The following is a 15,108-nucleotide window of genomic DNA, read 5'->3' on the forward strand; positions in this document are numbered from 1 at the left end:
CCGGGAGTGTGGAGGTAGCTTGGCAGGTACCCTAAAAAACAGGGTAGAGTACACTAAAACTATGGAAAGAGGTGGATTGAAAAGGCCGTATGGGAGCAGCCTGTGCAGCTAAGAGAAGGAAATAAAAATAGATCACCTGACACTACAGGATAGTAAAAGAAAGTATCAGATGTAAATAGCACTTAGTAATGCTTAAATGTGATTATCCAAATAGTTGTATAAGCTACTGCTTCAAAAAATAATATCTTAGTTTTAGATAGTATAAAAAGCTTACTAGCAGCAGCAGTAGCCGGAAAGGTGAAGTAAGGGTGTGAAATAGGCTGCAACGTTCACACATTCGGTTGGTAGCTGATAAGTAAATGTTGACAGTTACAACCTTCTGATTTGAAAATCTATACCGATACTTAAGCTTAAAAATAAAAAAGATGTACCGCCTATGATAGTATGATATAAGCTCATCTTATAAAAAAACAACCGACAGTGTGCCACCACTATCGGTTGAGATTCCCCGCCCGTATCCCGTCTCAAGAGATTCATCCAAAAGATGAAGCAGGGCCCTATTGTCTTATTTTCTCACAAAATAAAACCTGTCAAAATTATGAACGAATTGCGACAATTACAATTGTATGGTACTAGAGGCCACCTTCGCAAGCTATTTCTATACCCTGCTCTAGCAGCCTGTATGGTGCATACAGGATCACTGGCTGCCACCGCATTGCCCGTGGGTACTTCGGCGGTAGCGGTGGCTGTCACTATAAAAGGAACCGTAACGGACGACGCTGGGCAGGGCCTGCCGGGGGTAAGTGTAGTGCTTAAAGGAACTACTACCGGTACCACTACCGGACCAGATGGAGGGTACTCCCTTGTAGTGCCCAATGTCACAGGGACGCTGGTGTTCTCCTACGTGGGTTTTACATCGCAGGAGGTCAGTATTAGCAACCAGACTACAATCAACATACAGATGACTGCCGATACCAAGGCTCTGTCAGAGGTAGTAGTAGTGGGATACGGTAGTCAGCTTAAGAAAGAAATTACCGGAGCGGTACAGACCGTAGGTGCGGCAGAGATTAAGGACTTGCCGGTTTCGCAAATCGGACAGAAGCTTCAGGGACGACTAGCCGGGGTACAGATTAATCAAACTACCGGTAAGCCGGGGCAGGGGATCAGCATCCGTATTCGCGGGCAGGTGTCGGTTTCGGCGGGTAGTGATCCGCTGTACGTAATTGACGGCTTTCCTATCACAGGAAACATCGCCCAGTTGAACCCGGACGAAATAGAAGATATCTCCATTCTGAAAGATGCAGCTTCAACCTCACTGTACGGTTCGCGGGCGGCTAACGGCGTCGTGCTGATTACCACTAAGAAAGGTGTCCCCGGCAAAACTACCATCAGCTTTAATGCTTTTGGAGGTATACAGAGTGTACCCGAGCGTGGCCGTGTCAAAATGCTGAACGCCCAGGAGTTTGCCCAGTTCAAGAAAGATTACTACGAAGATCAGGGTCAGGCGGTACCTGCGGAGTTTCAGAACCCGGCAGATTGGGCTAACAAAGACAACGACTGGTACAATGCAGTACTTCGGAAGGCACCCGTTCAGAGCTACAACCTGAGTATCTCTAATAACACAGACCGCTCGAGCACCTCGCTGGTAGCGGGTGTATTCAACCAGGAGGGGGTTGTGATAAATAACACCTACAAGCGTTATTCGCTGCGGATGAATTCCAACTATAACCTGTCTAATACCGTAAAGGTAGGTTTTAACATAGCGCCTTCGTACGTATATGACAACACGCCACGTACGGATGGTGACCGGGGTACAGGTATACTATTCAATGCGCTGCATACCTGGCCGGTTATGCCTATCTACGATCCGAATGGCGAGCTGACTCTGGTGAACCGCTTCCCCGGAAGTACCGGAAACATCTTTGCCTATCCCAACTGGGTACGGGCAGCGAATGAGCTGACCAACGAAAACAAGAATACCAATCTACTCGCCAATACGTATATTCAGTATACACCGCTTCCGGGCCTGTCGCTTAGGTCGACCTTCAACGTGGAGTACATGAACTCTAAGTTCTTCTTCTTCAACCCGTCGACAGCTACCAGTCAGATCAACGTACCCATTCCGACTACGGCCGTTTCTATCCGTCAGGGGCTTGAAAACGTATCCTGGCTGAATGAGAACCTGGCGACGTACACGAGAAGCTTTAACGGTGATCATAACTTCGAATTACTGGCGGGTTTTACGCAGCAGCGCTTTAGCCAGGAGTTTTCCCGCGTTCAGGCTGATACCTATGCCGATGACCGGCTACCAACTATCCAGGGAGCTCTTAACATCAACCGGGGGGGAACCATCAACGGGGTTAACGAATGGAGCCTGCTATCGTACCTGTCACGTCTGACCTATAACTACAAAGGTAAGTACCTCTTTACGGCGGCTATTCGTTCGGATGGATCGTCGCGCTTTGGTGCCAACAACCGCTGGGGTACCTTCCCGTCGGCATCGGTGGGTTGGGTTGTTTCGGATGAAGAATTCCTCAAGCCTGTTCAGCAGGTTTCGTTTGCCAAAGTACGGGCCAGCTACGGTGTGATCGGTAACAATAACATCGGTAACTACACGCAGTACGCCCTGGTAAACAACACCGTCAATGCCGTTTTCGGAAGTACAGTGGGTACAGGAGCGGTAGTAACGTCTATTGCTAACCCTAACCTGGGCTGGGAAACTACCAAGCAGTTTGACTTAGGTTTGGATTTGGGCTTGTTCAACGATCGTGTACAGTTCATCTATGACTTCTATACCAAGCGTACTACCAATCTGTTGTACGCCGTACAACTGCCGCAGGAGTCCGGTTTTACCAACTTCAACGATAACATTGGTGAGATTAAGTTCTGGGGGCATGAGTTCTCGCTGACTACCCGCAACACAGTAGGTAAGCTGAAGTGGACTACCAACGCCAACATTTCGTTTAACCGTAACCTGGTAGTAGCACTGGCACCGGGCATTGACCGGGTATATGGTACTTTCCACATCACGCAGGTAGGTAAGCCTTTTGGTCAGTTCTACGGTCTGGTGAAAGAAGGCTACTACATGAGCCAGGAAGAACTCAAAACTTCGCCTATCATTCCGGGTCGCTCAGCAGTCGGTACGATCAAGATGCGTGACGTGAACGGTGATGGTGTAATTACCTACGGAGGTGACGCCGACGACCGGACTATCATCGGTAATCCGTTCCCCAAGTTTACATACGGTATCACCAACGACATGAAGTATGGCAACTGGGACCTGTCTATTACAGGATCGGGTTCACACGGCAATCAGCTATGGGTACGCCACCTGTACAGTACTGCTAACCTGGACGGTGTGTTCAACATGGTGGCGGGTGTAAAGGATCGCTTCCGGGTTGACAAGAACGGGAATGTAATTACCCCTGGTGCAGGTATGTTTGGCGCGACTAACGGCGGTGGTAACTTCACCGGTATTGAGCGTGACTGGAACAGTACTCAGTTCCTGGCGGATGCCTCGTTCTTCACCATCCGTAACATCACGGTAGGCCACACGTTCGGCGCTTTGAACAAGTTCTTCAAGTCAGCCCGCGTGTACGCATCGGCTCAGCAGGTGTATGTATTCACTAAGTACTGGGGTGGTCCTAACCCTGAAACCAGTGCTCAGGGTGATGGTAACGGCGATGGTGGTAACCTGAGCCAGGGCGTTGACTTCTCCAACTATCCGGTTCCACGTACCTACACAGTTGGTGTTAACCTGAATTTCTAATTAGCTAATCCATTTTTTCATCCTTATACGAATACAGAATGAAAAAGATAATCATACTAGCGGGTCTGATCGGGCTGTCCGTGACGAGTTGCAATACTGATAAGTTCCTGACGGTAGTACCCGAAACCTTGCTTAGCTCAGCTACCTTCTTCACCAAAGAGGCCGACTTCCAGCAGGCTGTCAATGCGGCCTACGTACCTTTACGAGCTATGTACAATGAAGCTGCCTGGGCTTTGGAGGAGATGCACTCCGACAATACTTACTATGCACGTAACGTACTATTTGGGGCGGTTGAAAATACAGAGAACGTAGCCGATTTTGCCGTTCCTTCTGCAAACGGCGTGACTGCTAACACTATAGTACTTAACATCTTTCGTCTGAACTACCAGATCATCGCCAGAACCAACCAGGTACTGTCGGTTATCGACAATGTGGAGTTCGGCGCAGAGTCAAAGAGTAACCTAAAAGGCCAGGCCTTATTCCTGCGGGGATTTGCCTACTTTGAACTGGTTCGGTTGTTTGGCAAAGTACCCATGCACCTGCAGCCTGTACCTAACCGGGAAGAGGCTGCTGCGCCCCTGGCGACTACGGAAGAACTATACGCCCAGGTGGAGAAGGACCTTTCCGAAGCAGCTAAACTACTGCCACCTAAGTCGAAGCAGGAGGCTGGCCGGGTTACATCGGGGGCGGCCAAAACAGCGCTGGCTAACCTGTACATGATCCAGAAAAAATGGGCAGAGGCCGAAAAGCTCCTGATGGAAATCGTTAACAGTGGCGAGTACGCACTAATGCCGGATTACAACGACGCGTTCTCAACCACGGGAGGTAACAAGAACAATAAGGAGTCGATCTTTGAAATCCAGTACATGGAAGGAGCGGCCGGCTATAACGGTAACCAGATTTACCGGTTTGTGCCTTCGCCGATCACCGCCGAAGAACTGAAGCCTATCACAGGTACGTCGAATCCTCAGGCTATCTCCGGTGAGAACAACAATGTTCCGACACCGGATCTGATTGCAGCCTACGAACCGGGTGACAAGCGGAAGGATATTTCGATCGGTTTTGTGACACTCAGCCAAAGCCTGCGGGATAACAAGGTGTATCCATACATTAAGAAGTATGCCCGCACTCACTCTTTGCACGGTAACACAGGACAGAACTGGCCGGTGTATCGCTACTCAGAAGTACTGCTGTTCCTGGCCGAAGCCCTCAATGAGCAGGGTAAGACCAGTGAGGCGGCTACCTATCTGAATCAGGTGCGTACCCGGGCCGGGCTGGCTGCTACCACGGCGTCTTCTCAGGCCGACATGCGTAAGGCTATTATGCAGGAGCGTCGTGTCGAGTTGGCATTCGAAAACAAGCGCTGGTTTGACCTGGTGCGTACCGGTATGGTCAATGAGGTAATTAGCGCCTACGGAGCCCGTATCAAAGCTAACCCGCAGGCGTACTACTTCCCTGCTGGTGCCGTGCCACCACCCAATGCCTTCACTAATCTGGAAATATACTATCCGTTGCCGGCAGTTGAGGCAGCCCTGACCCCGCACTTCTAAGACTAGTAGATTGACAAGCTGGTATCCCTGGTGAGCCAGCTTGTCATTACTTTTTATACAATAGGATGCCGTAGCCCTTGATAAGGGCACAGCCGTACTTCCTTCGGGATATGTAATTTGTACGTAAAGTTTGAATTTGAGTATTAGCAGGATTTATATAAGTATTTATGCCCGTGGAGCACCTTTTACTAGTGCCGCATTTATAGAGAGTGCCTAAAAGTAACTTACTGAGTAGTTAAGGGTAAACGTAGCAAGAAGCTGTCAGTAAGATATTGGAAGAATCATCCGGAATTTCCTAACATCCAACCTTATGTTCAACAAGAATTCATCCGCCAGTACGACTGCCATTAAGTCCATGCTGGGCCTGGGAGTCGTTTTGATACTGGGCGCTTCCTATACCCAGATCAACAAAACGGAGCCAGCCCACACAGGCATCGATAACCCGAAGGTGGAGAAGCTCAAGCTCCAGCCCGGCTTTAAGGCTGAGCATTTGTACAGCCCATCTGAGAATCAGCAGGGGTCGTGGGTATCTATGGCTTTTGATGACAAGGGCCGCATGATCGTATCTGATCAATACGGAGCCTTGTATCGCCTCAAAGTACCGGCAATGGGCTCCGGTTCTACCAAGCCGGAAGTGGAGAAGCTAAAGATCGGCAACGCCACTGATACGCTGGGTATGGGTACGGCACAGGGCCTCCTGTACGCATTCAATAGCCTGTATGTAGTAGTAAACAACCGCGTTACCGAGACGCTGCCACGCACCAGTGGTCTCTATCGCCTGCAGGATACCGACGGCGACGACCAGTTTGATAAGGTAACCATGCTGAAAGAGCTGGTTGGTAACGGTGAGCACGGCCCGCACAGCATTATTCTGTCACCTGATAAAAAATCATTGTATGTCATAGCGGGTAACCATACCGATATACCCCCGATGGACTGGTACCGTCTGCCCAAAAACTGGTCAGAGGATAACCTCTTTCCACTTATCAAAGACCCCCGCGGCCACGCCAACGACCGTATGGCTCCGGGTGGCTGGATCGCTAACGTTGACCCTGAGGGAAAGCGCTGGGAGCTGATCAGTGCGGGCTACCGCAACGCCTTTGATATGGCCTTTGATGCAAACGGCGACTTATTTGTATACGACGCGGATATGGAGTGGGACTTCGGGATGCCCTGGTACCGCCCAACCCGTATTGTACATGCTACCAGTGCCAGTGAGTTTGGCTGGCGGACCGGTAACAGCAAGTGGTCGGCTGCTTATCCCGATAACCTGCCTCCCGTGCTGAACATCGGACAAGGCTCCCCTACGAACCTGCTGCATACCCGCGACGCCAAGTTTCCGGCCAAATACAAAAATGCGCTGCTAGCCTTTGACTGGAGCTTTGGTATTGTACATACTATTCTGCTGAAGCCTTCCGGCTCTACCTTTACAGCCGACCACGAAGAGTTCCTGTCGGGTATACCACTACCGCTTACCGATGGTGTAATCGGACCGGATGGTGCCCTGTACTTCCTGACCGGAGGCCGCCGTCTGGAGTCAGATCTGTACCGGGTTTATTATGATGGTAAAGAGCCTCTGAACAGTACAGTAGCCGCGCCACCAATCAATCAGGCCAACGAACTACGCAGAAGCCTTGAGAAATTCCATACCGGCGGACCTAACAAGGATGCCATCGCAACTGCCTGGCCTCACCTCAACAACCCCGACCGCTTCATCCGCTATGCGGCGCGTCTGGCGGTTGAGCACCAGCCGTTAGCTGAGTGGCAGGCAAAAGCTCTGGCCGAAAAAGATCCTGTTCGCCTTACCAATGCTATGATTGCCCTGTCGCGTCAGGGATCACCTGAGCAGAAAGGCGCTATGCTGAAAGCATTAACCTCTATCAACTATGCAGCACTTTCGGAGCAGCAGCAGATCGAGTTGCTGCGCGCTTTTGAACTGACATTTGCCCGTATGGGGCAGCCCGATGCCGCTACCAAGTCGCAGGTAATCGCTTACCTGAACCCTAAGTATCCGGCTAAGTCTAATGAGCTGAATCGTCTGTTCGCTAAGGTACTGGTATTTGTGGAGGCTCCCGGAGTAATACCTAAGACACTGGCCCTGCTGGAAGCGAAGGAGCAGCCCGGTGCTGCCACGGCTGGCGGCGAAACTGCTACTTCATCCGCCGAACTGATCATGCGTAACCCGCAGTATGGACTGGATATTGCCGGTATGCTTGAGAAGATGCCACCGGCTCAGCAGACCTACCTGGCTACCGCGCTCAGCAAGGCCAAGACAGGCTGGACACCTGAACTGCATGACCGCTACTTTAAGTGGTTCCGTAAGGCATTCAGCTACCAGGGAGGACGCAGCTACATCGGATTTATTGATAAAGCCCGTAAGATGGCCCTCCAGAACGTGTCTGAATCCAGAATGGCTCATTACGATAAGCTATCGGGTGGTGATCTGCTAACTCAGAACGGAAACGATCTGGCTAAGGCGGTATATCCTAAAGGTCCCGGCCGCAGATGGGCACTGGATGAAGCCGTCACCGCGGTAGATGGTAAGCTGACCAACCGTAATTTTGCCCAGGGTAAGGCCATGTACAACGCCATTACCTGTAGCCGCTGCCATGCGATCGGGGGTGAAGGTGGAAACATCGGACCTGAGCTGTCTCAGTTGGCTACCCGCTTCTCTACCAAAGATGTACTGGAGGCCATCATTGATCCGCACAAAGCTGTTTCGGATCAGTATGCCGCTACGCAACTAACACTGAAAAATGGAGAGTCCATAGTAGGGCGCGTCACCAACGAAGATAAAGTTAACTACTTCGTGTCGCAAAATCCATTTGCACCGGATATGCTCTTGAAAGTACCTAAGAAAGACGTAGTTTCAAGCAAGTATTCGGCCGTTTCGATCATGCTTCCCGGCCTGATCAACAGTCTGAACGAAGAAGAGCTGAAAGACCTGATGGCCTACCTGATGGCCGGAGGAAACGAAAAGCACCCTTCTTTCTCAGCTTCGGCTGCCAAGAGTACTGGAGGAAAATAAATAAGCTTACCAGGGACAGAGCTGTATCAATCAGCTCTGTCCTTTTTTATTAAGCTCTGCTGCACATCAGTCCACCTGTTAACTACTGCTACTATAATGCTGAAAAGAAAAGACATCCGTTTTCTGATAGGAAGTATTGCATTGGGCGCTATCCTTACCGGTAGCATCCTGACTCCGGCTATGAGCCAGAAAACCGAAAAAGGCTTTAAGTCCATATTTGATGGCAAAACCCTGAAAGGGTGGGAGGGCGACCCCAACTACTGGCGGGTCGAGAACGGCAGCCTGGTAGGAGAGATTACTCCTGATAAGCCCCTTAAGACAAACTCATTCATTATCTGGCAAGGTGGAGAGCCCGCCGATTTTGAATTGAAAGGTGAATTTAAAATCACTGAAAACGGCAACTCGGGTATCAACTACCGCAGCGAACGCCTTACTGATATTCCTTACGCGCTACGTGGCTATCAGGCCGATATTGACGGTAAAAACCGCTATACCGGCCAAAACTACGAAGAGCGCAAGCGTACTACCCTGGCCTACCGGGGCGAGGTAGCCCAGATCAACCCGTATGAGGGCGAGGCTACTCCCGAGGCAGTACGGGCCAAAACTGCCAGAAACGCCTGGACCAATCGGACTGTGACTGGCTCTTTGGGAGCCAATGAAGAGCTACAGGCTAAAATTAAGCCCGGTGACTGGAATGAGTTTCATCTGGTCGCCAAAGGAAACCGCCTGCAGCACTACGTCAACGGGGTACTTATGAGTGACGTGATTGATGAGGATACCATTAACGGAATGAAAAAGGGACTGCTGGGCGTGCAGGTGCACGTGGGACCTCCTATGAAAGTAGAGTATCGTAACCTGCGGATCAAGCAGTAAGCGTTTCGTTAACTCATTCCCGGCTAAAAAATCCTACATGTATAGAATAGGTACTACCGCCTTTCTGACTTTATTAGCGTAGTACTTAATTTACCTGAACCCATGAACAAGATTGGTTTTAATGTGCTTGCCTGGTCGGCGGTGGTGTCGGATGATCTTTTCCCCGTTGTCGACCGGCTAAAAGAAATTGGATACGATGGTGTAGAGTGCTTTGTAGGAGCCGCCGATGATCCTGCTGCGTATAAGCGCTTTGGCCGCCACGCCAGCGACTTAGGATTGGGCATGACGGCCGTTACAGTAGTTGGAGCCGACACCAATCCTATCAGCGAATCAGCTTCTGTACGGGCCAAAGCCCTGGATCGGATCAAGTGGAGCATTGATCGTACGCATGATCTGCAGGGTACTATTCTGTGTGGCCCGTTTCATTCGGCACATACCGTATTTGCCCAGCATCCGGCCCTCGAAGATGAGTACAACTGGGCCGCTGAGGTACTGCATGCGGCCGGTGAGCACGCCGCTCAGGCTAATATCATACTAGGTCCGGAGGCACTCAATCGTTTTGAATGCTACCTCTGCAATACCATGGATCAACTGCTATACCTGGTGCAGAAGGCGAATCATCCCAACGTGCGGGCTATGTTCGATACGCACCACGCCAACATCGAAGAAAAACGCTACCAGACAGCACTCAGTACCATAGCTCCCGTACTGGCTCACGTACACATCAGCGAGAACGACCGGGGTACTCCCGGGGATGGCCATATCCCCTGGGACGATGCCTTCGGCGGGCTGGCGGATATCAACTACGGGGGCTGGCTCACCATTGAGGCCTTCTCGCGTAATGATCCCGATTTTGCCAACTCTATTGGGGTGTGGCGCGAGTACAATGATCCCTGGCATATCGCCGAAAACGGTTTGAGCTTTATTAAAAAAATGGCTGCCAAGCACGGTCTCAAAGAAAACGCTACATGGAACGTACCGAGCTGACACCACAACACATAAGTACCATGATTGCCAATCCGGCCCAGATGGGTGGGATTGAAACCTCCGTTCTCGACAATGGATCAGGACGGGATACCCGCATCGCCTGGATCAACACCGGCACCGGCCTGCGCTACAAAGTAGTGATAGACCGGGGCATGGACATCTACGATGCCTTTTATAACCAGTACAGCCTGGCCTGGCAGAGCCACGTAGGTATTACCGCGCCCCAGCCTTTCTCGGACAAGGGCATTGACTGGTTGCGTACGTTTGGTGGTGGGCTACTGGTGACTTGCGGCCTGTCGCACGTAGGTGGTCCCGAGTCAGATGAACACGGTGAAAGAGGAATACATGGGCTGATTAGTAACCTGCCGGCTGAGATTGAGTCCATCATTCAACCCGATCCCGCCGCTGGACGAATGGAAATGAGCATCACCGGCCGCATCAGGGAAACGAAGGTCTTCGGGCCTAGCCTGGAGCTGCGGAGGACTATCTCAGGTACCCTGGGGCAGCCCTTTATCCGCATACACGATGAGGTCATCAACCGGGGCAATACGCCGGCTCCGCACATGCTGCTGTACCACTTCAACCTGGGCTGGCCCCTGGTGGATGAGGGTGCCGATATACTTTGGCAGGGCGACTGGCAACCAAGATTTGACCCGAGTAAGCACAAAATATTCAGGGAGGGGGGTAACTTCAGAAAGTGTCCGGCTCCTTTAGATAGTCATTCAGGATCGGGCGAAGAAGTAGCCTTTATTGACCCGGCTACCAACGAGTCAGGAGAGTGCGTGTGCGGTCTGCACAACGGCAGGATCGGCCTCGCGCTGGCAATCCGATTCCAGAAGGAGCAGCTACCCTGGCTCACCAACTGGCAGCACTGGGGCAGGGGCGAGTACGTAACAGGACTTGAGCCCGGTACCCATCCGCCCATCGGGCAGGCGAAGGCCCGGGAAGAGGGAACACTGATCCAGCTGGCACCCGGCGAAAGCCGGACGTACGATCTGGTACTGGAAGTACACAGTGGTCATGAATCCGTACAAGAGTTCAGAAGTCAGTTTCCGGAGTAGAGGGTCAGGCCTCACAGGCCAGGCATAAGGCTCAGCAACTACGCTGATAATACTATTTCATACCAAGAACAGCTAAGCGCTAATAACTAATTACTAACACCTAAATACCTTATGGAAACATTGAGTAACGTGAGTGTAGCCGAAAAAGCATTAGAACAGGGCAAAGGAATCCTGCGCCTGGCTCCAACCTGGGTACCCCGGTCGTTTTGCGTACCGGGCCGACGGATCAAGCTACACCCCGACGACTACTACGTACTGGGAGGGCAGCGCGGCGGTATTGATGAGCGCTGGCTCTCTTCAACCACACCTGCCAAGAATGGTCCCCTTACCGGCGAGAACGAAGGTTTGAGCATGATAGTATTCAACGATGGTAGCCAGGAAGTAAAAGTCCTGCTCAAAGACGTAATCGACGAGCTGAAAGGAGAGATCATTGGCGACCGACTGTGGAATGAGTACCAGAGCTGGCCGATGTACTCAAAGTTTTTTGATAACATGGGTCCCCTGCCGCACCACATCCACCACAACGACGAGCACGCGGCCAAGATCGGCCAGTTGGGCAAGCCGGAGGCCTACTACTTCCCCCCACAGCTCAATAACCACGGCGGCGACTTCCCTTATACCTTCTTTGGCATTGCTCCGGGTACTACCAAAGAAGAGATCAAGGAGTGCCTGATGAACTTCACAAAGGGCGATAACAAGATCACCATGTACTCGCAGGCCTTCCCGCTCATTCCGGGTACGGGTTGGGATGTGCCTCCAGGCATGCTTCACGCACCCGGTAGCCTATGTACCTACGAGCCTCAGAAGGCATCGGACGTATTTGCGATGTACCAGTCGCTGGTGAACGAGGCGGTAATTCCGGAAGAACTACTCTGGAATGGTACTCCTGAGGATCGCAAGGGTGACTACGACCAACTGATGGAGGTAATCGACTGGGAGTTGAATACTAACCCGAACCTGCTCGAGACCCGCTTTATGCGTCCCATCCCGGTGCGTGACCTGGCCGAAATGCAGGCCGAAGGCTATGAAGAGAAATGGGTATGCTACCGCTCCGACGCATTCAGTGCCAAAGAACTGACTGTGATGCCGGGTGCTACCGTGACCATCAAAGACAGCGCTGCGTATGGCTTGATCATGATGCAGGGACATGGTACCATGGGCGAATGGGATATCGAAACTCCGGCCCTGATCCGCTACGGCCAGCTTACCAACGATGAATTCTTCGTGACTGAAAAAGCAGCCCGCGAAGGCGTAACCATCGTGAACAAGTCCAGCACCGACCCTATCGTGATGCTGAAGCACTTTGGTCCCGGCAACCCTGATCTGGTACTTTAACCTACACTAGCACTATATCATTAACCCTTAACATCCAATACCATGCAAGAAAACAACTATCCTAAACTCCACAACGCTACCTGGCCCGGTATCGTGGGCAAAGGCGAAGGCTCTGAGCCGGTAATACCATTTGATACCATGCTGGAAATGACCGCTAAGGCCGAAGTAAATGGTGTCAAGTTTGATGGAGTGGACCTTGGTTTGCTGGGACCACATGTTGATATCGATAGCTCGGATGATGATATAAAGCGTCTGGCTGATAAGATTGCCGGATATGGTCTTAACGTAGGTAGCCTGGTGGCTCCCATCTGGGGCGGCCCTACGCTGGGTACCGACGACGACCGCCGGACTTTTGTTGAAATGGTACGTAAGTCGTGCAACTTTGGAAAGATATTCCGGGAGGCGGGCATCCGTCCCTACGGCGTCATCCGTATTGACTCCGCTACCAATCCGGAGAGCTGGGCCAAGGACCCGGTGAATAATACCAAACTAATTGCCAAAACTTTCCGCGAAGCCTGTGATGTAGCCGCTGAATTTGACGAGAAACTCGCCGCCGAGGGAGAAATCTGCTGGGGGGGGATGCACAGCTGGAAAACCATGATTGATACGCTGGAAGCAGTGGATCGCCCTAACATTGGATTCCAGGCTGATATGTCGCACACGCTGCTGTATACCATGGGCTACAACAGGCCTGAGGACCGCCTCCTGCCCGAAAACTTCGACTGGAACGACCGCGAGACACTCACTGCCGCGCTTAAGAAACTGACCAACGCGCTGCGCCCCTGGACCATCGACTTCCACGTAGCTCAGAATGATGGTACGGTACATGGTACCGGTTCACACGACAAGACTGGTCGTCACTGCCTTGCCACAGATCCCAATGGTAAACTGGATGTAGTACAAGACGCGGGCCTCTGGCTGCGCGACGAAAACGGCGAATTGACTAAGCGCTTCAAGCACATCTGCTGGGATGGCTGTATGTTTGACAACGCTGTTATGCTTAAGCAGCAGACCTGGAATGATATCCTGGCTACACTGGTGAAGGTACGTCAGAAGCATGGCTGGTATGAGCCAGAGCGGGAGAAGATAGCTCTGTAACAGTGGCTATCCACTCCGTATAGTAGTGTATCTATTTACCAGTTTAACATTCTTCTACCGTAAATTTCCAGATAATGAGCAATAAAAAAGAGCTAAGAATAGGCTTGATCGGTTGCGGCTTTATGGGCCGTACCCACTCCAATGGCTATAAGCGTGTCAATGACTTCTTTCCGCAGCTGGGCTTCCGTCCTATCCTGAAAGCGGCCTGTGCCCGTAGCGAAGAAAAGGTAAAAGCCTTTGCGGAGCAGTGGGGCTATGAGTCGTACGAAACTGACTGGAAAGCCTTAATCGTCCGGGATGATATTGATGCTGTAGATATCTGTACCCCCAACGACAGCCACGCCGAAATCGCGATCGCTGCTGCCGCTGCGGGTAAAATGATCCTGTGCGAAAAGCCGCTGGCCCGCAACATGGAGGAGTCTCAGCAGATGCTGGATGCCGTTGAAAAAGCGGGTGTGGCTAATACCGTATGGTACAACTACCGTCGCTTACCGGCTGTAACGCTGGCTAAGCAGATCATCGCTTCCGGTAAGCTTGGCAAAATATTCCACTACCGTGCCAACTTCCTGCAGGACTGGACCATCAGTGCCGATGTACCTCAGGGTGGAACCGGTACCTGGCGGATGGATTCGGCGGCGGCCGGCTCGGGTGTGACCGGTGACCTGCTGGCGCACTGTATCGATACGGCTATGTGGCTCAATGGCGCCATTACGGATGTATCGGCCATGACCGAGACCTTTGTCAAGGAGCGTATGCACCAGCTGACCGGTAAGGTAGAGAAAGTAGGTATTGACGATGCCTGTATCTTCCACTGCCACTTCCAGAACGGCTCACTCGGTCTGTTTGAGTCGACCCGCTACGCCCGCGGACACAAAGCGCTTTATACCTTCGAGATCAACGGTGAGCATGCTTCTATCCGCTGGGATCTGCACGACCTCAACCGCCTCGAGTACTTTGACCACCGCGATGAGTCTATCGTGCGGGGCTGGCGTTCGATCCACGTTACTGACGGCGATCAGCCTTACATGGATAAGTGGTGGGTACCCGGCCTAGGTATTGGTTACGAGCATTCGTTCATTCACCAGGTAGCTGACTTCCTTAAGAGCCTCGAAACCGGCGAGCCTTGCTCACCTACCTTCTATGATGCCCTGCAGACCCAGAAGGTGTGTGAGGCAGTACTCGAGTCAGCTCAATCCAGAAGCTGGAAGGATACCAAAGTAGAGTGGAGAGAGCTGATGGCTGCCCTGTAAGGATAAGCCTATAAGCGTGCGGTGATGGACGGAGTTTAGAACTCGGCCATCACCGCACTTTTTTTGTGCCCTTGCCCGGGCTGGATACAGTAGTAAAACGGCAGATAAGAGTACTTTTACTAAGGCAGCGTCCTCCTGGTGGGGCGCCGGTAGCTTT

Annotated in this window: 9 protein-coding genes; all 9 read left to right on the forward strand. The window is 51.8% G+C overall.

Features of this window, described 5'->3' with window-relative positions; genetic code table 11:
• The first annotated feature begins 682 nt into the window (after positions 1-682).
• The 9 genes from JUB14_RS24920 (at position 683) to JUB14_RS24960 (ending at position 14,951) form a co-directional block, all read left to right on the forward strand.
• On the forward strand, positions 683-3,769 hold the full coding sequence (locus JUB14_RS24920; protein ID WP_229368266.1) for a SusC/RagA family TonB-linked outer membrane protein: 3,087 nt from the start codon (positions 683-685) through the stop codon (positions 3,767-3,769).
• A gap of 38 nt (positions 3,770-3,807) precedes the next feature.
• The gene (locus JUB14_RS24925; RefSeq protein WP_207509588.1) at positions 3,808-5,319 is read left to right on the forward strand and encodes a RagB/SusD family nutrient uptake outer membrane protein; all 1,512 of its coding nucleotides are present in this window, start codon (positions 3,808-3,810) and stop codon (positions 5,317-5,319) included.
• A 310-nt stretch (positions 5,320-5,629) separates the two neighbouring features.
• Positions 5,630-8,347, forward strand: a complete 2,718-nt coding sequence (locus tag JUB14_RS24930; RefSeq protein ID WP_229368269.1) for a c-type cytochrome — start codon at positions 5,630-5,632, stop codon at positions 8,345-8,347.
• A 180-nt stretch (positions 8,348-8,527) separates the two neighbouring features.
• The gene (locus JUB14_RS24935) at positions 8,528-9,220 is read left to right on the forward strand and encodes a 3-keto-disaccharide hydrolase (protein ID WP_229368290.1); all 693 of its coding nucleotides are present in this window, start codon (positions 8,528-8,530) and stop codon (positions 9,218-9,220) included.
• Positions 9,221-9,322: 102 nt separating this feature from the next.
• Positions 9,323-10,207, forward strand: coding sequence for a sugar phosphate isomerase/epimerase family protein (locus JUB14_RS24940; RefSeq protein ID WP_207509590.1), 885 nt, complete (start codon positions 9,323-9,325; stop codon positions 10,205-10,207).
• Positions 10,189-11,268, forward strand: a complete 1,080-nt coding sequence (locus JUB14_RS24945) for an aldose 1-epimerase family protein (RefSeq protein ID WP_207509591.1) — start codon at positions 10,189-10,191, stop codon at positions 11,266-11,268. The genes JUB14_RS24940 and JUB14_RS24945 overlap by 19 nt, the downstream gene beginning before the upstream one ends.
• Before the next feature lie 111 nt (positions 11,269-11,379).
• Positions 11,380-12,603, forward strand: a complete 1,224-nt coding sequence (locus JUB14_RS24950; protein WP_207509592.1) for a class I mannose-6-phosphate isomerase — start codon at positions 11,380-11,382, stop codon at positions 12,601-12,603.
• A 42-nt stretch (positions 12,604-12,645) separates the two neighbouring features.
• Positions 12,646-13,701 carry a sugar phosphate isomerase/epimerase family protein gene (locus tag JUB14_RS24955; protein ID WP_207509593.1) on the forward strand — a complete coding sequence of 352 codons (1,056 nt, stop codon included), beginning with the start codon at positions 12,646-12,648 and terminating at the stop codon, positions 13,699-13,701.
• A gap of 74 nt (positions 13,702-13,775) precedes the next feature.
• Positions 13,776-14,951: a Gfo/Idh/MocA family protein gene (locus JUB14_RS24960; protein ID WP_207509594.1), complete on the forward strand. Its 1,176-nt coding sequence runs from the start codon at positions 13,776-13,778 to the stop codon at positions 14,949-14,951.
• Positions 14,952-15,108: the final 157 nt, after the last annotated feature.

It is taken from the genome of Telluribacter humicola, assembly GCF_017355935.1.
GTDB lineage: Bacteria > Bacteroidota > Bacteroidia > Cytophagales > Spirosomataceae > Telluribacter > Telluribacter humicola.